Origin of the sequence: Nocardioides caeni, assembly GCF_004912195.1 — a bacterium.
GTDB lineage: Bacteria > Actinomycetota > Actinomycetes > Propionibacteriales > Nocardioidaceae > Nocardioides > Nocardioides caeni.
The window spans coordinates 143,160-165,025 of the sequence record NZ_STGW01000003.1; the positions used below are offsets into that span (position 1 = coordinate 143,160).

At 68.9% G+C, this 21,866-nt stretch carries 23 protein-coding genes and 1 pseudogene; 15 read left to right on the forward strand and 9 right to left on the reverse strand.

Annotated features, from left to right (window positions below; all coding sequences use genetic code 11):
- The first annotated feature begins 19 nt into the window (after nt 1–19).
- The 8 genes from E9934_RS06595 (at nt 20) to E9934_RS06630 (ending at nt 6,985) form a co-directional block, all read left to right on the forward strand.
- Nucleotides 20–433, forward strand: a complete 414-nt coding sequence (locus E9934_RS06595; protein ID WP_136562097.1) for a single-stranded DNA-binding protein — start codon at nt 20–22, stop codon at nt 431–433.
- 12 nt (nt 434–445) lie between these two features.
- Nucleotides 446–982 carry a hypothetical protein gene (locus tag E9934_RS06600; protein ID WP_136562098.1) on the forward strand — a complete coding sequence of 179 codons (537 nt, stop codon included), beginning with the start codon at nt 446–448 and terminating at the stop codon, nt 980–982.
- 118 nt (nt 983–1,100) lie between these two features.
- Complete coding sequence (locus E9934_RS06605) at nt 1,101–1,400, forward strand: hypothetical protein (protein WP_136562099.1); 300 nt, start codon at nt 1,101–1,103, stop codon at nt 1,398–1,400.
- Nucleotides 1,400–2,710 (forward strand): hypothetical protein, encoded by a 1,311-nt coding sequence (locus tag E9934_RS06610; protein ID WP_136562100.1) that lies wholly within the window; start codon nt 1,400–1,402, stop codon nt 2,708–2,710. The genes E9934_RS06605 and E9934_RS06610 overlap by 1 nt, the downstream gene beginning before the upstream one ends.
- Nucleotides 2,694–2,933 carry a helix-turn-helix transcriptional regulator gene (locus E9934_RS06615; protein WP_136562101.1) on the forward strand — a complete coding sequence of 80 codons (240 nt, stop codon included), beginning with the start codon at nt 2,694–2,696 and terminating at the stop codon, nt 2,931–2,933. The genes E9934_RS06610 and E9934_RS06615 overlap by 17 nt, the downstream gene beginning before the upstream one ends.
- Nucleotides 2,920–4,155 carry a tyrosine-type recombinase/integrase gene (locus tag E9934_RS06620; protein ID WP_136562102.1) on the forward strand — a complete coding sequence of 412 codons (1,236 nt, stop codon included), beginning with the start codon at nt 2,920–2,922 and terminating at the stop codon, nt 4,153–4,155. Before E9934_RS06615 ends, E9934_RS06620 begins: the two co-directional genes overlap by 14 nt.
- 593 nt (nt 4,156–4,748) lie before the next feature.
- Nucleotides 4,749–6,149: a WS/DGAT/MGAT family O-acyltransferase gene (locus tag E9934_RS06625; protein ID WP_136562103.1), complete on the forward strand. Its 1,401-nt coding sequence runs from the start codon at nt 4,749–4,751 to the stop codon at nt 6,147–6,149.
- Complete coding sequence (locus E9934_RS06630) at nt 6,146–6,985, forward strand: alpha/beta fold hydrolase (RefSeq protein WP_158294944.1); 840 nt, start codon at nt 6,146–6,148, stop codon at nt 6,983–6,985. Before E9934_RS06625 ends, E9934_RS06630 begins: the two co-directional genes overlap by 4 nt.
- On the opposite strand, the gene E9934_RS06635 is transcribed toward E9934_RS06630, so the two are convergent.
- Complete coding sequence (locus tag E9934_RS06635) at nt 6,986–7,966, reverse strand: AraC family transcriptional regulator (protein ID WP_158294945.1); 981 nt, start codon at nt 7,964–7,966, stop codon at nt 6,986–6,988. It abuts the gene before it with no gap.
- Between the two features lie 165 nt (nt 7,967–8,131).
- Between E9934_RS06635 and E9934_RS06640 the strand changes: the two genes are divergently transcribed.
- From E9934_RS06640 to E9934_RS06660, 5 genes are all read left to right on the forward strand, one after another.
- The gene (locus E9934_RS06640; protein ID WP_136562105.1) at nt 8,132–9,262 is read left to right on the forward strand and encodes a saccharopine dehydrogenase family protein; all 1,131 of its coding nucleotides are present in this window, start codon (nt 8,132–8,134) and stop codon (nt 9,260–9,262) included.
- A 2-nt stretch (nt 9,263–9,264) separates the two neighbouring features.
- Nucleotides 9,265–10,821, forward strand: coding sequence for an AMP-binding protein (locus tag E9934_RS06645; RefSeq protein WP_136562106.1), 1,557 nt, complete (start codon nt 9,265–9,267; stop codon nt 10,819–10,821).
- A 110-nt stretch (nt 10,822–10,931) separates the two neighbouring features.
- The gene (locus E9934_RS06650) at nt 10,932–11,729 is read left to right on the forward strand and encodes an SDR family NAD(P)-dependent oxidoreductase (RefSeq protein WP_136562107.1); all 798 of its coding nucleotides are present in this window, start codon (nt 10,932–10,934) and stop codon (nt 11,727–11,729) included.
- A gap of 5 nt (nt 11,730–11,734) precedes the next feature.
- The gene (locus tag E9934_RS06655; protein ID WP_136562108.1) at nt 11,735–12,976 is read left to right on the forward strand and encodes a thiolase family protein; all 1,242 of its coding nucleotides are present in this window, start codon (nt 11,735–11,737) and stop codon (nt 12,974–12,976) included.
- 14 nt (nt 12,977–12,990) lie between these two features.
- Entirely contained in the window at nt 12,991–13,422 is a 432-nt protein-coding gene (locus tag E9934_RS06660; protein ID WP_136562109.1) for a hypothetical protein, read from the forward strand.
- A 67-nt stretch (nt 13,423–13,489) separates the two neighbouring features.
- Here E9934_RS06660 and E9934_RS06665 read toward each other — a convergent pair whose 3' ends face one another.
- Together E9934_RS06665 and E9934_RS06670 are read right to left on the reverse strand one after the other, a co-directional pair.
- Entirely contained in the window at nt 13,490–14,521 is a 1,032-nt protein-coding gene (locus E9934_RS06665) for a hypothetical protein (protein WP_193556875.1), read from the reverse strand.
- On the reverse strand, nt 14,457–15,119 hold the full coding sequence (locus E9934_RS06670; protein WP_136562110.1) for an excisionase: 663 nt from the start codon (nt 15,117–15,119) through the stop codon (nt 14,457–14,459). The genes E9934_RS06665 and E9934_RS06670 overlap by 65 nt, the downstream gene beginning before the upstream one ends.
- A 116-nt stretch (nt 15,120–15,235) precedes the next feature.
- Here E9934_RS06670 and E9934_RS19550 point away from each other — a divergent pair, with 116 nt between their 5' ends.
- Nucleotides 15,236–15,379 (forward strand): hypothetical protein, encoded by a 144-nt coding sequence (locus tag E9934_RS19550; protein ID WP_158294946.1) that lies wholly within the window; start codon nt 15,236–15,238, stop codon nt 15,377–15,379.
- A 31-nt stretch (nt 15,380–15,410) separates the two neighbouring features.
- Here E9934_RS19550 and E9934_RS06675 read toward each other — a convergent pair whose 3' ends face one another.
- The 3 genes and pseudogenes from E9934_RS06675 to E9934_RS06685 all read right to left on the reverse strand — a co-directional run.
- Nucleotides 15,411–16,433, reverse strand: a complete 1,023-nt coding sequence (locus E9934_RS06675) for an aromatic ring-hydroxylating dioxygenase subunit alpha (RefSeq protein WP_136562111.1) — start codon at nt 16,431–16,433, stop codon at nt 15,411–15,413.
- Entirely contained in the window at nt 16,430–18,847 is a 2,418-nt protein-coding gene (locus tag E9934_RS20180; protein ID WP_136562112.1) for a cytochrome P450/oxidoreductase, read from the reverse strand. Before E9934_RS20180 ends, E9934_RS06675 begins: the two co-directional genes overlap by 4 nt.
- Nucleotides 18,848–18,993: 146 nt before the next feature.
- Nucleotides 18,994–19,224: pseudogene (locus E9934_RS06685) on the reverse strand (GrpB family protein); the annotation flags it as partial.
- 60 nt (nt 19,225–19,284) lie between these two features.
- On the opposite strand from E9934_RS06685, the gene E9934_RS06690 reads away from it, so the two are divergent.
- The gene (locus tag E9934_RS06690; RefSeq protein ID WP_136562114.1) at nt 19,285–19,995 is read left to right on the forward strand and encodes an enoyl-CoA hydratase/isomerase family protein; all 711 of its coding nucleotides are present in this window, start codon (nt 19,285–19,287) and stop codon (nt 19,993–19,995) included.
- Between the two features lie 36 nt (nt 19,996–20,031).
- On the opposite strand, the gene E9934_RS19895 is transcribed toward E9934_RS06690, so the two are convergent.
- The 3 genes from E9934_RS19895 to E9934_RS06705 form a co-directional block, all read right to left on the reverse strand.
- Nucleotides 20,032–20,514 carry a hypothetical protein gene (locus E9934_RS19895; protein WP_193556876.1) on the reverse strand — a complete coding sequence of 161 codons (483 nt, stop codon included), beginning with the start codon at nt 20,512–20,514 and terminating at the stop codon, nt 20,032–20,034.
- 101 nt (nt 20,515–20,615) lie between these two features.
- Complete coding sequence (gene wrbA / locus E9934_RS06700; protein ID WP_136562115.1) at nt 20,616–21,209, reverse strand: NAD(P)H:quinone oxidoreductase type IV; 594 nt, start codon at nt 21,207–21,209, stop codon at nt 20,616–20,618.
- A 95-nt stretch (nt 21,210–21,304) separates the two neighbouring features.
- Nucleotides 21,305–21,865, reverse strand: a complete 561-nt coding sequence (locus tag E9934_RS06705; RefSeq protein WP_136562116.1) for an RNA polymerase sigma factor — start codon at nt 21,863–21,865, stop codon at nt 21,305–21,307.
- Nucleotide 21,866 lies beyond the last annotated feature (1 nt).

Consider the following 21,866-nt stretch of genomic DNA (forward strand, 5'->3'; position numbering starts at 1 on the left):
TCATGTCAAGGAGTCAAGAATGTCCATCCCAACTCAGATGAGCCTGGTCGGCTTCATCGCCTCAACACCTGAACTGCACTTCACCAAGGCCGGCGCCGAGTGCTGCCGGATGCGTGTCGGCGTCGAGCAGTGGCGCAAGGAGGTCGACGGGAGCTTCACGAAGCTCGACCCCACCTTCCACGACATGGTCGCCTTCGAGAGCACCGCCCGCGAGACGTACGCCCGCTTCCGCAAGGGCGACTCCTTCGTGGCCAGTGGCTACGTCCACGAGTACGAGGTCGACGGCCGCGAGGGCAGCGTGATCAAGGAGGAGTTCGTCGCGCGCAAGATCGGCCACAACGCCAACAAGACCGACTACGTCGTCCATCGCGGACGCCACGCCGCCGACCGGCCCCTGACCGCAGTACCGCAACCACCCGCCGTCGGCCTCTGACCGGACACTGCGATGAGTCCGTTCCCGGACGAGCCGGACGACGGTGACAGCTACCGCAGCGTGACCGACCTGCTCGAGCGGCCGCCGGCCCCGATCAACTGGAACCTGCTCGACGCCGAGCAGGCCGAGATCGAGTGGCGGGACCTCGACCACTGGGTGAAGTGGCTCAAGATCACGTTCGGCCTGACGCCCAACATCGTGCCGCCGTACTGGCACCGCCACGACGAGCTCGTCTGGGAGCTCTCCGCGCTTCACTGCCACTGGCTGAGTTGCTACCACGAGTCTGCGTCACCGTCGGCTCCCATCGCGTGGATGCGCGAGTTCTCCGATGCTCGCTACCGCCTGCGGGATTGGGTCTCGATCTGCGGCACGCGGCTCGATCGCGACCGGCCTACGCGGCAGACGCCGTGGCCAGGCGAGTCAGCGCCCCAGGCCGGTACCGAGATCGAGATCCCGAATCGGGACAAGGACTTCGCGGAGTTCGTCCGCGAGGACGCCCTGCGTAGGCGCCGGATCGCGGCGATCGCCAGCCAGCAACTCATCGGCTGAGTCCAGGAGCCCGTTATGGCCAGCTCGTGCTCGCACTCATCCACAGAAGTCCGAGCAAGCGAACGCCGGTCACGACTGCCCGCTCAGGGTCGGTATCTGACCCACTGAAGGAGTGACGATGCTTCTCCCCCACGCACAGACGCTCGCTCAAGCGAGGTCCTACGTAGCGGCCCTCGCCGACCGAGCTCTGACACTCGAGGCATCCTCCGCGTACGAGCGCGCACTGCTCGAACTCGACCGGGTGCACGGCGACGAATGCCCGGCACTCAATACCGAGGACCTCACCGACGACCGAGACATCCTGCTCGCCGTCGCGAGCAACGCCATCGAAGAGCTCGAGAGCTACGGCATCGACCCACTGTCGGTCGAGCTGATCCTCGCGATGCTCGTCGACGCACACGACCTGGACATCGGCTGATGTACGGCGAGAACGGCGCGCAGATGCGCACGGAGCTGGCTGCGCTGCTTCGCCAGCACCGGATCATGCGCCGACTCGCTGCCGACTCGTCCGCTGAGCGCGCGGCGGCCGGCCAGCAGATCCTCCGATACCGGCAGACCATTCTCGTCTGGTGCGCGCAGGCCATAGGGGCGGCGCGACCTCTCACATTCCCGAACGTTCCGCAGAAGCCGGCCGACCCGTTCCGTGCGGCGACCGACCATGGCGCGGCGGTGGCTGAGCTGGCTCGGGCCTTGGAGGCGGCTCGCGAGCAGGCGACGACACGGCCTGCGTCGAGCCAGGAGTTCACAACTCCCAGCGCGAACACCGTCGTCGAGCACTGGCGACTCGCAGCTCGGGCCGCAGCGCTCGCCGAACACGACACCGCGCCCGACCAGGCGATCCACCTGACCGCAGCACAAGCGCGAACCATCGCAGGCGACGTCGCGGCGATCAGTCAGGCTCTCGTCGTCCTCGACCGCCGGTATCGCAACACCCCCGGATGGGAGCCCCTCGCCGGGTGCGATCGACTCGGCTGGGCGGCGCTCGCCACGGCCTTGGACGTCAGCCTCGGACAGCCCGACTACAGCGTCGACCAAACAGGCTGGCGCCCGCGGACCAAGCCCATCGGAGGACCAGCAAGGCCGGGAGTGCTCGGCGTCCTCCAAGCCGAGCACAACCTCCTCGTGAGGCTGACGTCCTTCCCCGACGCGATGAACCTGCGCCTGGTCGTCGACTCCCAGCGACTGCTCAGCGCCGGCCTCGTGCCGTACGCCGAGCGAATCGACCCTGACCTCGCCGGACAATGGAGGGCCCGCGCCGAGACCTACTCACGCATCCAACGCGAGCTACGCAACATCGGAGGGCGGCTCGGCAACGGCAAGGCCGCCGCCGGCGAAGCCGCGAACGCCGTCAGCCGACTGAAGGCGCTGCCTCACGAGTTCGTTGTCGAGCCCAGGATGCTCGGTGGCTTCCAGGCCTTGTTCTGGCGGATCGACTCCCGCATCACCGACATCCTCGAATCAGGAGTCGAGCGAGGGGCCTTCGTCCAGCGCGTTACCGTCCCTCGGCTCGTAAGCGGCGACGGGCGCTTGGTCCACCCGGTCCGCGAACGTTTCGTGCCCGTCGCACGCGCAACTGACCTCCAGGTCATCCGGACCGCCCGCGAGCACTTGCGACCTCAGGAAGAGCCCTCCGCCTCGTCGCCGGGAGCAAGCCGAGCTGACCTCCACGCCGCCCTCATCCACCGTCCGCCAGCGAAGGGAGCTCAGTCCGATGTCCCAGGTCTCTAACGCGAAGCGCGGCGTCCCCAGCGCGCGGCGGAAGATGGAGCGACTTCTCTCCGCCGACGAGGTGGCCGAGTTCCTCGGCATCCCGGTCGCCACGCTCTACCAGTGGCGACACAAGGGGTGCGGACCTGAGGCCTACCGCGTCGGAAAGCATCTCCGGTACGACCCGGCGACGGTTCGCGCGTGGCTCGAGGAACACCTGGCGGTCGACCATGGCGTCGGTTGAGCGCCGGGAGCGGAAGGGACGGAGCGGCGAGGTCATCCGTACTTACCGCGTGCGCTGGTGGGGACCGAACGGCAAGCAGCGCAGCAAGAGCTTCAAGCGGAAGGTCGACGCCGATCGGTTCGCTGCGACGGTATCCGCCGACATCGTCCGGGGCTCCTACATCGACCCGGACGCCGGCAAGGTTCGGTTCGAGGACTACGCCGAGCGCTGGCTGAAGGCGCAATCCTTCGAAGAAGGAACGTTCGTCGCAGTCGAGTCACGCCTCCGCAACCACGCGTACCCCGCGCTCGGCCAGCGCTTTCTCAACGACATCCAGCCCTCTTCGATCCAGTCATGGGTAAGTTCGTTGAGGGACCTCGCGCCGACGTACCGACAAGTCATCTTCGCCAACGTCTCGTCGGTCTTCACCGCCGCGGTCGATGATGCGCTGATCTCGGCTAACCCCTGTCGAGCCAAGTCCGTCCGTCGGCCAAAGCTCGACCGCCGCAAGGTGACCCCCTGGCCCAAGGAGCGCGTCCTCGCGGTACGCGATCAATTGCCCGAGCGCTACCAGCTCGTGGTCTGGCTTGGCGCAGGGCTGGGCCTTCGCCAAGGGGAGATCTTCGGCCTCTCGCCGGAGGACATCGATTTGGAGCGCGGCGAAGTCCACGTACGACGCCAGGTGAAGCTCCTGCCCTCGAATAAGCAGATCTTCGGGCTCCCGAAGGGCCGCAAGACCCGGGAGGTCCCACTCCCCGACGCGGTCCTCGAAGCAATCAACCTCCACATGACGAAGTGGCCCCCGGTCGACGTGACCTTGCCGTGGGAGACGAGCACCGGCCGACCAGTGACTGTCTCTCTGCTCATCCACTCGCGCGAAAAGAAGGCTCTGGGCCGGAACTACTTCAACAGCTTCCTTTGGAAGCCGGCACTTATCGCCGTCGACGTCGAGCCGATCCGAGCGAATGGGTGCCACGCGCTCCGCCACTTCTTCGCCAGCACTGCCCTGCACGAAGGCGAGTCGATCAAGGCCCTCAGCGAGTACCTGGGCCACGCTGACCCCGGCTTCACGCTCCGGACTTACACCCACCTCATCGAGGACGGCGCCGAGCGAACCAAGCGTGCGGTCGATGCGGTGTTCGGCCATGCAACGCCGGCAGATGAACAGATCGATCCCGCCTCGAGTGACCCTGACGAGCCGGACATCCCGAGCGACGAGGATGGGGACGATGACGGGGACTGATGCGCGCGTGCCCCAGGTTTCCCGTTTGCCAAACTCGCGCCGCGAGCGCCCGAGCGAACCGAACGGAGAGTGATCGGCGCGTGGCCCCGTTGTGTCCTCGGCCACCGAGATTTCAGAGTTTGCGCAGGTCAGCAGGCAAGTGACATCACTACTACGACATCTAGCCCTAGATATAGGAGATCTGATCGAACTCAGTCTCCTGAGGCGCCGGTAGTGGCGGCTGACCTGCGGAAACTCCGCAGACTCAGCCGCCACTGGCATTTGTGGGGCGCAGCTGGGGTGCACAACAGTTCGATCAGCTGTTGAGGATCGACGGCGTTGAGGCGCTCTGGCACTGAAGGGCACGGGATGGCCTCGACGACGGCGTCGACGTCGGGCGTGGAGTGAGGCGCGCACGCACGTAGGTTCGAAGGCACTGTTCGGGCACCCGATCGGTGGCGGGGTCCAGGAACGCGCCGTGTAGCCCGCAGACTCGTGGCGCCTGATCACAAGTACTAGGCGTACGTCGACAAGACGGTGCTGCTGTTCGGTCCCTACCGTCGAGGCGTCCGGCACAGCGCTTGGACCGGCGACAGGGAAAGGGCTCGGTGGCTATGGTCGAACACCTCACACCAACGGATGCATCGATGCTGGCGATCGAGGATGCCGACCACGGCAGCCACATCCAGGTCATCTACGTGTTCGAAGGCGAGCCACCGACACCGCTGGAGTTCCGCGAGACCGTTGAGCAGCGCCTTCTGGGGGCGCCGCGGTTCCGGCAGCGGGTGGTCAGAGTGCCGTTCAACCTCGGTCGACCGGCGTGGGTGGACGACGAGAGGTTCGATTTGGACTTCCACCTCCGGCGTACGGCGCTGCCGTCCCCGGGAGGCGAGGAGGAGTTGCGCGCACTCTCCAACCGTCTCCTCCAGCGGCCGTTGGACCTGGGCCGACCGTTGTGGGAGATGTGGCTGGTCGAGGGTCTCGCCGCGAACCACTTCGCCGTCATCCACCGCGTCCACCACTGCATGGTCGACGGCGTCGCGACACAAGACATCTCGGGGATGATGTTCTCCTCCTCACCCGAGGAGGACCGCCCTGTCGCCGAGCCGGCCTGTCCGGGCCACGTGCCGTCGCAGGCTGAGCTGGTGGTCTCGGGCCTCTCCGACCTGGCCGCACACTCCAGCCGTGTCCTCGCCGGACTGCTCCGCGGCTCCCGAGCGCCGAGGGATCTGTGGGACGACGCGGTCCAGAGCGCGCGGACGCTGGGCACCCTGACCGGGGTCTCCGGTGCCGTCCCCACCACCTTGATCAACCGTCCGGGCGGGCCCCGACGCCGGACCGACTGGGTCCGGCTGCCGATGGCCGAGCTGCGGGAGACCAAGAACCTCGTCGGGACCACACTCAACAACGTGGTCCTCGCCGCCGCGACCGGCGCCCTGCACCGCTACCTCGAGCGGCAGGGGGAGCCGATCACGGCGGGGATGCGCGCCATGGTGCCGGTGTCGGTCCGGCTGGACCCGGACCGAGGGGTGCTGGGCAACCAGGTATCGGCGATCTACCCGGTCTTGCCGGTCGGCGAGACGGACCCCGAGCGGCGACTGGCGCTGGTCGCAGCGGAGGTCGAGGAGCTGCGAGGTGGCCAAGGTGTCGCGCTCGAACGCTTGATGAACCTGGGCGGCTTCGCGCCGCCCACGATCATGGAGCAGGTCCAGCGATTGCTGCTGCTCAACCCCGGAGCCCACAATCTGGTCATCTCCAACGTGCCCGGACCCGGCACGCCCTACTACTTGCGCGGCCGGAAGCTGGTCGAAGTGCTTCCCAGCGGAACGACCATGCCGCGCCACGGCCTGAACCTGGTGATGATCTCCTACCTGGGGACCCTGTTCGTCGCGGTCAGCTCCGATCCGGACGTGGTGCCGGATGCCGCTGGTTTCGCGTCGGCCCTCGAACATTCCTTCGCCGAGCTGCGGGACTGGGCACGCACCCGGGTCGATCCGGCCGAGCCAGCGCAGTGACGCCGAGCGAGCGGGTGCTGGAGCACGGCCGCGTCAGTGTCGTCGATGTCGGTTCCGGGCCTCCGCTCCTGCTGATCCACGGGCTTGGCGGCACCTGGCGCAACTGGGAGGCCAACATCCCCGGGCTCGCGCGACACCACCGGGTCATCGCACTGGACCTGCCGGGATTCGGCGGCTCCGAGCCGTACGCCGGGGAGGTGAGTGTCGCCCGGTACGTCGCGACCCTGGTGGAGCTCCTGGACCAGCTCGACGTGCTCGAGGCGACCATCGTCGGGAACTCGATGGGCGGGCTGCTCGCGATGGAGACGGCCCTCGTCCGCCCCGACCGCGTGACGGCGACGGTGCTGGTGTCCTCCGGCGGGCTCCCCCTCACTTCTTGGCGGCACCAGCGGGTACTCATCCCGCAGGCGAGGTTAGTGAACCGCCTGCTGCGGCGACCGGTCTGTCGTTGGGCGCTCCGACGCAGCCAGTTGGCGCGCGTCCTACTGGGTGGCCAGGTGTTCTTCGACGCCCGGTCCGTTCCTCCGGAGCTGCTCTCGGCAGCACTCGACGGTCTCGGCGCGCACGGCTTCGCCGCGGCGCTCGATGCCGGAAGCGACTACGACGCACGGGTCCGCGCACCCGGCATCCGGAAACCGACGCTCGTTGTCTGGGGCCGCCAGGACCCGCTGCTCCCTGTCGAAATGGGGCACGAGCTCCACGAGCTCATCCGCGGCTCCCACTTCGAGGTGTGGGACCGCACCGGACACTGCGCCATGCTCGAGCACCCGGCGCGCTTCGACGTGCGCGTCACCTCCTTCATCGAAGAGCTGGGCTCGCAGCGGCCGGCTTCCTGATCACGCCTCCCGTGGCCGGCAGTTCTCGGCTCGCCATGAGCGCGGCGACGTCCCGCTCCACCGACGGAAGGCGTGCGAGAACGAGCTCTGCTCCACGTAACCCAGCAGCCCGGCGACTTCCGAGATCGATCGGGCGGGGTCGCGGAGGTAGTTCAACGCCTGTTCCCGTCGTACGTCGTCAACCAGCCGCTCGAAGATGAGGCCCTGCGCCGCAAGGCGACGCTGCATTGTCCGCACGCTCACGAAATGGTGGTCCGCGATCACCTCGAGGGTGCATCCGCCGGTCGGGAGCAGCTCTCGGACGAGCCCCAAGATCTGGTGTTCCAGGGAGAGCCCGGCTGACGCGATGATCCCGTCGAGGTAGTCGCTGATGATGGCCCGGATCTCCGGGTTGTTCCGCGGGATGCTGCGCTCCATGTCGGCAGCGAAGTAGTCGACGCCGTAGGCGGCCTCGGCAAAACGGACCGGGCATCCGAAGACCTCGTCGTAGTACTCCTGATCCAGCAGCGGTGCGTGCGAGAAGTAGACGCCGCGCAGGCGTGCCGAGGGACCAGCGAGGATGGGCAGGATCTTGGTGGTGACCGCGAGACTCCACTGCTGGAACTGACGGCTCTCGCCGGGGACCTTCAACGTGTAGACGGTGCGCGGACCGCCCGCGGTGTCGACCAAGGCGATGTCGAAGGCGGAGAAGAGACCGTTCAAGTAGCGGATGGCGGAGGCGTAGGCGTCGCGGACGTTGGCGCAGTTCAACGCCGCGACCATCACCGGCCCGATCGAGTCCTGACCCTGGGCGAGGCCGACACGGATGCCGAAGTCGGGGCACGAGAGCTCCTCGGCGACCGCCTCCATCAGGCGCAGCAGTGGCGCTGCCGGGATGGCTTCCTTGCCCTGATCAGTCAAGCGGAGCGAGACGTGGAAGCGCCGCTCGTAGTCCTGCGGGTCGCCTCCAAGCTCCTCGATGAGGTCGGCGAAGGTCGCCACCACCCACCCCCGGAGATACGGCTCGCTCGTGCTTCTCGGGACGACTGACACGGGTGTCATCAGATCACAAATGGCTGGCGCTCGGGGACAAAACTCCGAGGGCCTCCTGTCCCTACGCTCGAAACGATCCGAGAGGCGGATCCCACAGAGCACAGGAGTTCCGAGATGGCCAAGTACCCCGTCGTCGTGTATGGCGCAAGCGGTTACACCGGCATGCTGGTGATGGACTGGTTGATCGACCAGAACATCCCGTTCACCGCGGTGGGCCGCGACACGGGCCGCATCAAGGAAATGATGGCGGAGCGGGTCGTCCGCCTCGAGTCCGCCACCTACGAGATCGTCGAGGCCGAGCACGACGTCGCCTCTCTGGCGGCCGCCTTCACCGGCGCCAAGGTCGTCTGCAACACGGTCGGACCCTTCGGCACCCTGGGGCCGGTGGCGATCGAGGCAGCGCTGCAGGCCGGGTGCCACCACCTCGACACGACGGGCGAGCAGGGCTACGCGATGGCGATCCGCGCGCAGTTCGGCCAGGCCTACGCCGATGCCGGCCTGGTGCTCTGCCCTTCGCTGTCCTACATGCACACGATCGCCCAGATCGCAGCCGAGCTGACGCTCGAGACGCCCGGCATCGACTCGCTGGAGACGGCCAGCATCTGCCGCGGGCCCCGCGAGGGATCGGGCGTCACGATCGGTTCCACCGCCTCCATCTTCGAGACGTTCCGCCACCCCCAGCACCACCTGTGGGACAACCAGCTCGTCGAGTGGGGCGCGGGTGACCACTTCGAGATCTCGGTGCCGGAGCTTCTCAAGCCGACGCTCGCCCTGCCCTGGGGTGGCACTTCGCTCCCGATCTTCTACCAGGACGACTCGCGGGTGCGGTACTGCAGCTCGCTCACCAGCTTCTACGACAACCCGGCGATGCGCATGGTGCTCGGGTTCGTCGAGCACTGGGAGGCCGAGCTCAAGCACCTCCCGATCGAGGCCCAGGACGCCGCGATCGCGCAGGTGGTCGCGTCGACGACGCCGTCGATGCCGCCTCGCGAGCGCACCACCCTGAACCGCTCGGTCGACATCGCCATCGGACGCGGGCAGCTCACAGGCGTGCGGGCGAGCGTGTCCAGCGTGGCGCCGTACATCACGACCGGAGCCCTGCAGACCGCTGCTGTCATGAAGCTCATCGAGGGCGAGACAGCCGCTGTCGGCTTCACCTCCGGATGCAAGGCGTTCGGCCACCGCTACCTGCTCGGGTTCCTCGAGCAGCGTGGACTCGCGCGCGCCTCCGTCAAGGAGCTGTGACCATGGCTGTCATCGACTTCTTCGACCGCGGCTGGCGGGCGGACCCGGACGGCGTGGCCTTCGTCCAGGATGAGCGCAGCGTCACCTTCCAGGCTGCCGGCGAGCTCACGTGCCGCGTCGCGAACGCGCTTCTCGCGGACGGACTGCCCAGCGGGACCAAGGGCGCGGTGTGGGCGGCCAACGACGTCACCGCCTGGCTGTGCACCCTCGGCCTGTGGCGGGCGAACATGACCTGGATCCCGGTCAACGCCCGCAACTCGGCGGACGAGAACCAGCGCATCCTGGACGCGTTCGACTGCGAGATCGTGTTCTTCCAGTCCGCGTTCGCGCCGCTGCTGGCCACCCTTCGCGACCAGTTGCCGAAGGTCCTGCGCTGGGTGTGCATCGACGCTGACGTGGACGACGCGATCTCCCTCGACGATTGGCTGGAGGGACAGTCGACCACCGATCCGGCGCTCGTCGTCGACCTCGACGACGTCATCTCGATCTCCCCGACCGGCGGCACCACCGGCACGCCCAAGGGGGTGATGAACACCCACCGCAGCTGGCAGACCTTCATCGCGCACTTCTTGATGGCCTTCCCCTACGCTCCCGACGAGCGGCCGGTGAACCTGGCCGCCGCACCGATGACCCACACGGCCGGAGCGCTCTCCCTGCCGACGACCGCCCGGGGCGGGACGGTGGTCGTGGTGACCAGCCCGCAGCCCGACCTCATGCTCCAGCAGCTGGTCAAGCAGCAGGTCACCGAGCTGTTCCTGCCACCCACCGTCATCTACCGGCTGCTCGAGGCGCCCGGCATCGAGGGCGTCGACTTCTCGAGCCTGAAGTACTTCCTCTACGGCGCCGCACCGATGTCGGTGGAGAAGCTCCGGAAGGCCCTCGACGTCTTCGGCCCGGTGATGGCCGGTGGCTACGGACAGACGGAGGCTCCGGCGTCGATCGCCTTCCTCCCGCCCGCGGAGCACTTCCGGGACGGGCAGGTCGGCTCCGACGAGCGGCTGTCGTCCGTCGGGCGTCCCAGCCCGCTGGTGCGCGTGGAGATCCTCGACGAGGAGAACCGGGTGCTGAAGGCCGGCGAGTCCGGGGAGATCTGCGTCCGCGGCGACCTGGTGATGAAGGGCTACTACAAGGCGCCCGAGCAGACCGCCGAGACGATCGTCGACGGGTGGCTGCACACCGGCGACATCGGTCACCTCGACGACGAGGGCTACCTGCACATCACCGACCGCAAGAAGGACATGATCATCTCGGGCGGCTTCAACGTCTACCCGAGCGAGGTCGAGCAGGTGATCTGGTCGCACCCCAAGGTGCAGGACTGCGCGGTCATCGGCACCCCGGACGAGCAGTGGGGGGAAGCGGTCAAGGCCGTCGTGGAGCTCAATCCCGGAGAGACCCTCGACCCGGAGGAGCTGATCGAGCTCTGCAAGCGCCGGCTCGGGTCGGTCAAGGCGCCCAAGAGCGTGGACTTCGTCGAGGCGCTCCCCCGCAGCGCGGTCGGCAAGGTGCTGAAGAAGGACCTGCGCGACCGCTACTGGGCCGGCGCGGCGCGCGCCATCTGAGAGGAGCTCCGATGACCGCATGGCTTCCCGGCCTCTCCGGAGGCACCTGGCCCGCACGCCGCCCGCCAGTCCGCCGCCACGCCCCGTCGATCAGCAACAGGAGTCTCTTCATGACCTCGCTTGAAGGAAAGGTCGCCGTCGTCACGGGTGCGGGCTCGGGGATCGGCCGGGCACTCGCGATCGAGCTGACGCGTCGAGGCGCCCGGGTGGCGCTCTCCGACATCGACGGCGCCGCGGCGGAGGAGACCCGTACGCTGTGTGCGGGTGCTGAGGCCCGCGCCTACAAGCTCGACGTCTCCAGCGCCGAGGATTTCGCGGCGCACGCCCAGCAGGTGCTGGAGGACTTCGGCACCGTCCACCTCGTCTTCAACAACGCCGGCGCCACGTTGATCGGGACCCTCGACCACACCGAGCTCGACGAGATCGACTGGCTGCTGGGCATCAACCTGCGAGGGGTAGTCGTCGGCAGCAAGGCCTTCCTGCCCACGATGCTGGCCCAGCGTGAGGGCTGGATCGTCAACATCTCCAGCATCCTCGGACTGGCGGGCTACCCCGGACAGTCGGCCTACAACATCTCCAAGTTCGGGGTGAGGGGACTCACCGAGGCCCTGTGGTCCGAGCTCGCAGGGACCGGCGTCCGCGCCGTGCTGGTGCATCCCGGTGGCATCCAGACGAACATCGAACGAGCCGGGCGACGCACGGTGAACGCCGGCGAAGCCGAGGTCGCCATCACCGCGGCTGCGGTCAAGATGCTGGTCACGCCACCGGAGGTGGTTGCCAGCGACATCCTGGACGGGATCGAACGCGGCCGCCGCCGGATCCTCACCGGCAAGTACTCGCGCAGCATCTTCTGGCTGTCCCGAGCCCTGCCGAACCGCTTCCCCGCCGTCCTGGCGCGGCTCGGCTGAGCGACATGACGGACATCTACATCGCCGGAATCGCGATGACCGTCTTCGGCCGGCATCCCGGGCGGACCATCGACGACCTCGCCGGCGAAGCGCTCCGGGGGGCCCTCGCAGATGCCGATTGCGAAACGAAGGACCTGGGAGCAGCCTTCTACGCCGGGGTGACGAACGGGCCGCTGCAGGGCCAGGTGTCGATCCCGGGCCAGGTGGTGCTCGGCAGGATCGGGATCGAAGGCATCCCGATCTTCAACGTCGAGAACGCCTGCGCGTCGGGCAGCACAGCCGTCCACCTGGCGGCCCAGAGCCTGCGTGCAGGAACCACCGACGTCGCGCTGGCGCTGGGCGCCGAGAAGATGAACATCCCCGACAAGGCCCGGACCTTGGCGCTCTTCGAGGGAGGCTGGGACGTCTCCCGCGCCGAGGAGAACTACGAGACCCTGATCCGCCTGGGCAACGGCGTCGTCCCACCGGAGGGTTCGGAGTCAGACAGGCCGTACAGCCGATTCATGTCGGTGTACGCCGCGCTGGCGCGCCACCACATGAAGACCTGGGGCACGACGGCGGATCAAATCGCCGCGGTGGCGGCCAAGAACCATCGGCACTCCGTGCACAACCCGTTCTCGCAGTTCCGAATGCCCTACACCGTCGACGAGATCCTCGCCGCGCCTCCGATCACCTACCCGCTGACGCTACCGATGTGTGCGCCGATGTCAGACGGCGCCGCAGCTGTCGTGCTGTGCACCGAGGAGGGGCTGCGCCGGATCGGCGCCGACCATTCGCGAGCGGTCCGGGTCGCGGCCAGCGTGGTTCTCAGCTTCACGGGGCGCGATGCCGAGGACTTCGAGCAGAGCGTGGGCCGTAGGGCGGCTCGGCAAGCCTACGCCGACGCCGGGATCGGGCCGGCCGACATCAACGTCGCGGAGGTGCACGATGCCTCTGCGATCGGCGAGATCATCCAGGCCGAGAACCTCGGTCTCGTCCCGAACGGCATGGGCGGCCCGGCCGCCGAGCGGGGCGAGCTGACCCTGGGGGGTCGCATTCCGATCAATCCCTCCGGCGGTCTCGAGTCCAAGGGTCATCCACTCGGCGCCACCGGCATCGGTCAGCTCTACGAGCTCACCACCCAGCTCCGCGGCGAAGCAGGCGCCCGGCAGGTCGAGGGCGCTCGATTCGCCGTCCAGGAGAACGGCGGCGGCCTGGTCGGCGTCGAGGAAGCCGCCGTCGCCGTCCACGTCCTCGCCAAGTCCTGATCCCGGAGGTCACGATGTCCGCACCAACCGCTCGCCTTCTGTTCCGCATCGCCGCGCTGTTCAACGCAGGGGCCGTTCTCCTCTTTCTTCCCGTCCTCGGACTCGCCGACCGCGCCGGCTTGGAGGGGGCCCCGACCGGAACCACCTTCGAGTACGTCGGGATCGCAGCCGTCGGCATCTTCGGCGTCGGATATTGGATTGCCGCCGCGGCGCCGGAGCGTCATCGCGACATCGTCTGGCTGGGCCTCGCCGGCAAGGTGTTGGCCGTGTCGATCGTGATTTCGAACCTCGTCGAGGGCGACGTGAACGGACGGTTGGCGGCGGTCGTGGCCGGCGACATCGTCTTCTGCGTCCTGTTCACCTGGTACCTCGCGTCCAACAGGCCGGCGACCGACACCAGCGCCCCGGCCCCGTCCACCGCAGCTCAGCGCTCAGCTCGGGCCTGACATCACGAAGGAGCCGTCGTGGCCCAGCTCATCGCCATCTTCGCCTTCATGCTCGTCCCGATCTGGATCATCCTCGCCAGCGCCACCGTCGGATGGATCGCAGACCTCCGTCAGCGAACTGGCGGCAGCCGCTCGCTGGCTCGCTCCGTCGACAGCGCAGATGCCAGATCGGCACGGAGCGTTGGGGACTGCTGATGGGACTGCTGCGCCAACCGGTGTCAGCCCGATCTAGCCCATTCCAGCCGCGAGTGACGCCCCCGCCGCTGGTCAAGGCGTTGAGAATGCGAAGCGCGGTCTGGCCGCTGACTCGTGCGGCGGCCGGTAGCGCCCGCCATCGGGCGGCGGCGGCAGGCAGTGCGCGGGCCAACGCCTGGAGGCGGGAACGATCCGATCCGGCGAACTGCTCTCGCTCGGCGTAGGGATCGTCGATGACCGCGAGCAAGAGCGCAGCGTCCTGGAGATGACGTTCCCGATCGCGCGAGTCGGCCTGATAGGCGGCGGCCTTGAGGATGACCGCACCGAACGGCGACGGCACGCTCACCGTGGTGGTACGACCGGCAGAGATCTGGAGCCGTGCGTTGATCGTTCTGCGGAGGGCCTGGGTGCCGCCCTCGATGGCGACCATCGTCCGTCCACGAAGCTTCTCGACCACTCGCGGTGCGGCGTGATCAGCGACGAGGACGTCAACCACGTCGGTACCGCTGGTCACGACATCGACCATCGACTCCCCTCGTTTGAAGCGATGGGCGGTGCTGTTGCGTTCGTCGATCGAAGGCGCGAGCTCGTAGCCGAGCGACTCGAGCGCCCTGGCGGTCTCCGATGCGATGCCGCGGGTGGTCTCGACGTGGAGGACGATGTCGACGTCGTTGGTGGGGCGCATGGCATCGATGCCCGCGTGGATGCCGTGCAGCTGAGCCATCAGGCCGCTGACGAGCGTCCACTTGTCATGGGACAGCACCGCCTCGATCTCGGCGACGTTCGGCCACGGCGCGCCCCAACCACCGGCGGGCGTGGTGACGTTGATGGTCGGCCGATCAGCCACGGAACTCCCCCAGCGCTCGATCAAGCGCGTCGAGTCCGGCTCGGCGTTCGCGGACATCGAGGGACTCGGCCAGGTCAAGCGCAGCAAGGACATCGCTGGCGCCGACAAGGTCGCGAACCAGATCGAGATCCATGGAGGTCGCGCGAAGGGTCACGCTCCCGGTGTCATCGCGCATCAGACCATGGCGCGAAACAACCGCCTTCACGTCGGTCGTGGCCAGGTAGCCGTCGATCGCGTTCGTCGCCGCCAGCCCAAGTCGCGCGGGCGTCGACGAGGTGTCGACCAGTTCAGCGCGCAGCCGTTCCTCCGCGCTGCGGTGCGCGACGTACCGGCTCACGCTGGCCCGCCCACGCGCGCGCTCCACCAGCTCCTCGGCCCCGAGCCGGCGGAGTCGTCCCCTGAGCCGGGACCGCTGACTCTGCCCCAGCCACCTCGCCTCGCGTCCAGACAGCAAACCCACGGCGGCCCATGCCGTCGCCTCAGCCCACGCCCTCGTGTGCGAACCCCGGCGAACGGCCAGCAGCCGCTCCACCGACATCTCGTCGACCACTCCCCTGGCCAACGAGCGCAGCTCACCCCGCGCGACGAGGTGCTGGACCTGCCGCGTCGAGACACCGAGACGCTCAGCGGCCTCAGAGACGGCAAGCAACGACATGACATACATGTTCGCCTAGGCGAAGGTGTCCGTCAACGATGCCGGTCTGGACGGCGGCCGACTTCTCAACCAATCCAGGCGCCGCCGCCCCGAGGACCGAGTGGCACCATGGAGGCATGACCGAGGGACGTGACTTCACCCAGCTGCCCGAGCAGGTCGCGATCGATCAGACGGTGACCAGCGCCGACGAGCGCGCCGTCCAGCCTCCGGAGGGTGACCGCAACCAGGCGTTGTGGGAGGCGCAGGAAGCCGGGGGCTGAGCAACAGCAGCCGCCTGGACGAGTTGCTCCTTTAGCGGCCCCGCTCGTCCTCCACCATCGAGGTCAGGATCCGGCGCGCGCGTACGGCGGCGCGGTCGGCCTTGACGTTGACGTAGCGCCGCGGCGTGCTGTCCTCGTCGAGGCAGCGTTGCACGGTCTCGAGGACGGCGATGTCGCGGTCGGCCATCTCGTGGAAGACGGCGGCCAGCTGGGCGCCAGCGTCGGGCGAGACAGCATCACCGCGCCAGGAGATCTGCAGGAAGACGGTGGTTGCTCGTGGCGAGACCGGCGTGAAGCCGTGGGTGCGGACGAGCTCGAAGACCGGGCCGTCGGAGCCGGTGATCGTGTAGGTCTGCTGGTGCAGGCCCGGCGTGACGAAGGTGCCGGTCTCCCTCCGCCCGAACGACTCCGCGCTGTCCAGCCCGGAGGCCGCGGCCTCCCAGGGCGCCAGGGGTGCCTTGGGCAACTCGCGGACGTAGGACACCGACACCTCGGAGACCTCCACCTCCTCGAGCGGCGGCAGCGCCTCGATGCCCGGCGGCACCATCTCGGGGTGCATCGCGAAGACGTTGGTCAGGTCGAGGTAGTGCTCGTGCAGCAGCAGGAGGTTGGCCGCGACCTCGCGCCGCTCCCCCACGCTGCTCCAGCCATCACCGTGGAGCCACGGCGTGGCGGGCGGAGGACGCAGGCGCGAGCCGCCGGGCGTGCCGGTCCAGACCCAGACGAACGGACCACGCTCGACGACCGGGAAGGCGCGCACCAGGGCCCCCGAGGGCGGGGTGTCCTGGGAGGGCACCCGCACGCAGCGGCCCGTCGCGTCGTAGGTGCAGCCGTGATAGCCGCACACGACGAGATCGCCCTCGCGGTGGCCGGCCGAGAGCGGGTAGGGGCGGTGCGCGCACCGGTCCTCCAACGCCGCGACCGAGCCGTCGGACAGCCGGAAGAACACGACGGAGCAGTCGGCGATGCGGCGGGCGAGGAAGTCGTTGCCGACCTCGTCGAGCTCGTCGCGGGTGGCGGCGACGTACCAGCAGTCCTTCGGATAGCTCGTCATACGTCCAGCACCAGCTTCTTCGACAGCGAGCGGGAGACGCAGAGCATGATTGTGTCGCCGCGCTCGCGCTCCGACCTCGACAGGATCGAGTCCCGATGGTCGGGCGTGCCCTCCACCACGTCGACCTCGCAGGTGCCGCAGATGCCCTCCATGCACGAGCCGAGTACGTCGACCCCGGCCTTCTCGATCGCGTCGAAGACCGTCTCCCCGTCCGACACCGTCACGGTCACCCCCGAGCGCGAGCACTCCACCTCGAACGAGTCCAGCGCGTCCTCGGACGCCTCGACCTTCCTGGCCACGAACCGCTCGAGGTGCAGGCTGCCGTCCGGCCACGACTCGCAGCCGTCCTCGACCGCGTCGAGCAGGGCCTCCGGGCCACAGCAGTAGACCAGGGTGTCCGGCTGCGGGGTCCCGAGCACCGACGCGAGGTCGAACCGGCCCTTCTCGTCGCTGGGCCAGACCGTCACCCGGTCGTTGCCCTCCAGCACGTCGAGGAAGCCCATCGACGCGCGGGAGCGGCCGACGTACAACAGCGTCCAGTCGGCGCAGCGCGCCTCGGCCGCCTCGATCATCGCGAGGATCGGCGTGATGCCGATGCCGCCGGCGATGAACTGGTAGCGCGGCGACGCGACGAGCGGGAAGTGGTTGCGCGGGCCCCGCACGCGCACGGTCGCACCCTCGGTCAGCTTCTCGTGGACGTGCGCCGAGCCGCCCCGGCTGTCCGGGTCGAGGAGTACGCCGACCTTCCACGACGACTCGTCGGCTGCGCTGCCGCACAGGGAGTACTGCCGGGTCAGCGACGAGTCGAGGACGAGGTCGATGTGGGCGCCGGCGGTCCACGACGGGAGCGCTGTCCCTGCTGGGTCGGTGAGCGTGAGCTCGACGACCCCCTCGGCCACCTGACGGCGAGCGGCGACCTGCAGGTCGACCTCGGTCTCCGTGGTGCCCGTGACCCAGCCGTCGCGGGAGCCGAGTCGCGTGGACTGGGGAACGGCGGGCCGGGTCGCGAGGGCAGGCCGGCGGCGGGTGCTCTGCTGCCCCTTCGGCGTGAGGACGACCTGCATCGCGGTGTAGCCCCGGACGAAGTTCGACTGGAGGTAGTCGGGCTCCCCCACGACCTCGATGTCGTCGAAGCGCGCCAGCAGCTCCTCCCACAGGATCCTCAGCTGCATCTCGGCCAGCCGGCTGCCCATGCAGCGGTGCACGCCGATGCCGAACGAGAGGTGGTTGCGTGCGTTGGGGCGACCGATGACGAAGTCGTCGGGGTTCTCGAACGTCCGCTCGTCACGGTTGGCCGAGGCGTACCACATCACCAGCTTGTCGCCCTTGCGGATGAACTGGCCGTTGAGCACGGTGTCCTTCGTGGCGATCCGGCGCATGTAGGCGAGCGGCGTCTGCCAGCGGATGATCTCGTGGACCAGCTTCGGGACCAGCCCGGGGTCGGCCCTGAGGCGCGCGAACTCGTCCGGGAACTGGTTGAGCGCGAGCACCCCGCCGGTCATCGAGTTGCGGGTGGTGTCGTTGCCGCCGACGACGAGCAGGATGAGGTTGCCGAGGAACTCCATCGGCCGGTGGATCAGGTCCTTGGTGTCCTCCGACATCTGCATGAGGGTGATCAGGTCGTAGCCGGGCTTCTCTCCCGCCGCGAGGCGGGCGGCCTTGTCGTGCCACAGCTCGCTGAAGCTCTTCGCCATGTCGGCGGCAGCTCGCCACGTCTCGTCAACATCGCTGTCACCGCCGGTCGCGGAGGCGCTGGCCGCGGTCACCTCGGTCCAGTACACGAGCTTGCGTCGCTCCTCGTAGGGGAAGTCGAGCAGGGTCGCGAGCATCCGCGCGGTCAGCTCGACGCTGACCTTGTCCACCCAGTCGAACGGCTCGCCGACCGGCAGGTCGTCGAGCACCTCCGCCACCCGGGAGCGGATCAGCCCCTCCATCTCCTCGAGGTTCTGCGGAGCGACGACGCCCTGGACCGCACCGCGCTGCTGGTCGTGACGCGGCGGGTCCATCGCGATGAACATCTCGATGTCCAGGCCGTCCGGCGGCGTGCCGATGACGATCTGCGGCTCGGCCGAGAACGTCTCGAAGTCCTTGTCGACGGCGACGATGTCGTCATAGCGGGTGATCGACCAGTAGGGCCCGAAGGGGCTGTTCGCCTGGTAGTGCACCGGCGCCTCGTCCCGCAGACGCTTGAAGTACGGACGCCACGAGCCCTGCCTCCACATGAACGGGTTGCTCATGTCGATCTCGGTCAAGGCGACGTCGTCGACGCCGGGGATCGCGTCCTCGACGAAGACCGGCTGCTGGTCGCCGAGCACCCGCTTCTTGGCCCTCTGGAACGCGTGCATCCCCTGGATCTGCCGCTGCATCGGGATGGTGGCCTGGGCCTTGTTGATGACCTGGTCGAGAACGCTCATGACCGCGACCGCCTGGTGGAGAGGGAATTCCGGGACATACCAGAACCCAAGCATGTGGCCTGCGTCACGGTCACCCCCATCGTGTCCAGCGCCGCCGCCTCATCTTGTTCATTTGCACAAGGGCGTCGACGCACGAGCGCCCCGCGTCACCTCCACTCGCTCACGCTCACCTGAGGGACCGGCCGCGGGCCTTGATCTCCTCGATGACTGCAGTCTTGGGCGTCGGCGTCGGGCACGGTCACCAGCACGTCGATGATCGGCTTGGTCGGCAACGCCGGGACCGAGGTCGAGCCGATGTGCGCGACGGTGATCGCCACGCTGGCGAGGGCGCCGCGGATGCGTTGCTCGTGGGCTTCGTAGTCCGAGGCCCAGATCGGATCGTGGTCGACCCCCGGCCGGCATCACGGTCGATCCCTCCCGGGGCGATACTCGACCCCATGAGCCTCACCAGGGAACGCCGGGAGGGCGTTGAGATCCTGCGTCTCGACCGCCCCGGCAAGCGCAACGCGCTCGACACCGCCACGCTCCGTCTGCTCAACACAGCGTTGAGCGAGCTGTCGAGCGATGCAGACCTCCGCGTGGTCGTCCTCTCCACGACGTCGAGCACCGCGTTCTGCGCCGGCGCCGACGTCGGGGAGGCGCTTGATGCCGCCGGCGGAGTGGCCCGGATGGAGGCCTTCGCGGAGACCTATCGGCTCGTCGAGGAGGTCCCGGTGCCGACCATCGCGGTGGCCGTCGGCAACTGTGTGGGTGCCGGGGCCGAGATCATCGCCGGCTGCGACCTGCGGGTGGTGGGTGACAACCTCAAGCTCGCCTGGGCCGGCGCGCGCCTGGGCGTGCCTGTCGGGCCGGCGCGACTGACCCAGCTGATCGGCCTCAGCCGCGCCAAGGAGCTGATCTACACCGGTCGGCCGATCGGCGCCGAGCAGGCCGTTGCGCTGGGTCTGGCCCGAGAGGTCCTGCCGGCGGACGCGGCCGAGGCCGCCGCGCTCGAGCTCGCCGAGGCGATCACTCGTCAGTCGGCTGCTGGAGTGCGGCACCTCAAGGTCATGTTCCGCGAGCTCGAGCGCACGTCCGAGCGGATCGACTACGAGAACAGCCACCTTCTCGCCTTCCAGCGCGACGGCGCCGGCCTGCCCCAGGGCTGAGCGTCACCCGCCCGGACCCTGTCGCCGGCGCAGGGCTCAGGGGCGCGAGGTGATCGGCGCGAGCACGCAGTTGAGTGCGTCCAGCAGCTCGACGCAGTCCTGGGTCGGCGGGTTCGTCGGCGTCGGAGTGGGGCTGGGCGTGGGCCGCGGCGTCGGGCGATCCGACGGCCGCGGGGTCGATGCCGGAGTCGGCGGCCCCGCGCGATCGGGATCATCCGGCCGGTCGACGACGGGCACCGTGTCCGGGGAGTCCTCGGCAGCAGCGCTCGTCGTGCTCGTCTCCGACGGCTCGCCCGAGTCGGAGGCAGTCGTCGACGGCTCCGACGCGATGCTGTCCGGAGTCGGCTCGGCCACCGGTGCGAGCGAGCTGTCCGGGGCGGCCGGCGCCGTCTCGTCCCGCGCCGGTCCGTCGTCGTCGCCGTTGCGGGCCAGACCGACGGCCCAGGCCCCGACGAGGAGGACCAGGACGAAGGCCGCGGCGCCACGCAGCGCCCACGTTCTCAGGACAGTGCTGCTCACGCGCATCGCTCAGACCCCATGTCTCGTGCCCCCAGGGGATCTTGATAGCGCGAACGCGCAGCTCGCCGCAACCGGGGCCGGCCCCGGCCCGGCGTTCGACGTCAGTCGGACAACCTGCCGGCGACCGCCAGCACCCGTGTGACGAGGTGGTCGAGGGCAGCCGTGGCGGTGTCGCCCAGACCTCCGTCGCCACCGGTGACCACGCCGACACCGTAGGGATTGCCGTCGTCGAACTTGACCTGGTCGGTGTAGCCGGGCGGGACGATGATCCCGCCCAGGTGGCAGAAGGTGGTGTGCATCGCGAGGATGGTCGACTCCTGTCCCCCGTGCACGGTCGAGCTCGACGTGAAGGCCGAATAGACCTTGTCCGCCAGCGCCCCCTCCTGCCACAGCGGGCCGAGGGTGTCGATGAAGGCCTGCAGCTGGCTGGTGACATGGCCGTAGCGCGTGCCCGACCCCATGATCACCGCGTCCGCCCAGGCCAGGTCCTCCGGCTCGGCCACGGGCTGGTCGGCCACCGATGCGGCGTGGGCGGCCCAGGCGTCGACGCCCTGGACCACTTCGTCCGGCGCGGTCTCCCGAACCCGGCGCAGACGCACCTCGGCGCCGAGGCCCTCGGCCGTCTCGGCGAGTCGGGAAGCCATCGCGTGGGCGGTGCCGTAGCTGGGGTAGTAGACGATCGCCAGTTTGACCATGCCTCCGACCGAACCACCCCGGGCGAAGCCGGACAAGGGTACGCATTCGGTCGGGTTTCATACCTGCACGGCGCGGGCCGAGTAGTCGCTTCGCTTCAGCTGGAGGCGTCCTCGTCGAAGGTGGCGGCGAGAGTGCGAAGGCCTCGGTACGACGCCGTCCGCACCGCCCCCGCCCGCTTCCCCAGGACGGCTCCGGCTCGCTTCGCGTCCAGGCCGAGGACCACCCGCAGCAGCACCGCTTCGGCCTGATCGGGTGGCAGTGTCGCGAGCGCCCTCAGCACTCGCGCCGTGTCCATCGCCTCGAGAGCCGCGGCGTCGGTCGTCGCGTCGGCCGGCCGGTCCGGCATCGCGTCCGGTGGCAGAGACTCCGCGGGGCGTCGCCCTCGCGCGCGGTGGAGATCCGTCGCCCGGTTGCGGGCGATGCGGGCTATCCAGGCGCGAAAGTCGTCGGTGCCTCCGCGGAAGCGGCCGAGGTCCCGGCACGCCTGGGCCCAGGCCTCGGCACAGACGTCCTCGGCGTCGGCGCCGGACAGCGCCGACACATAGCGCAGCAGACCCGGGTGCGTCGCCCGGTAGAGCCGGGCGAAGGCGGCTTCATCGCCGGCCTGCGCGGCCCTGACGTCGGCCTGGCCGTCGTCGTCAGGCGAGCGGGTCATG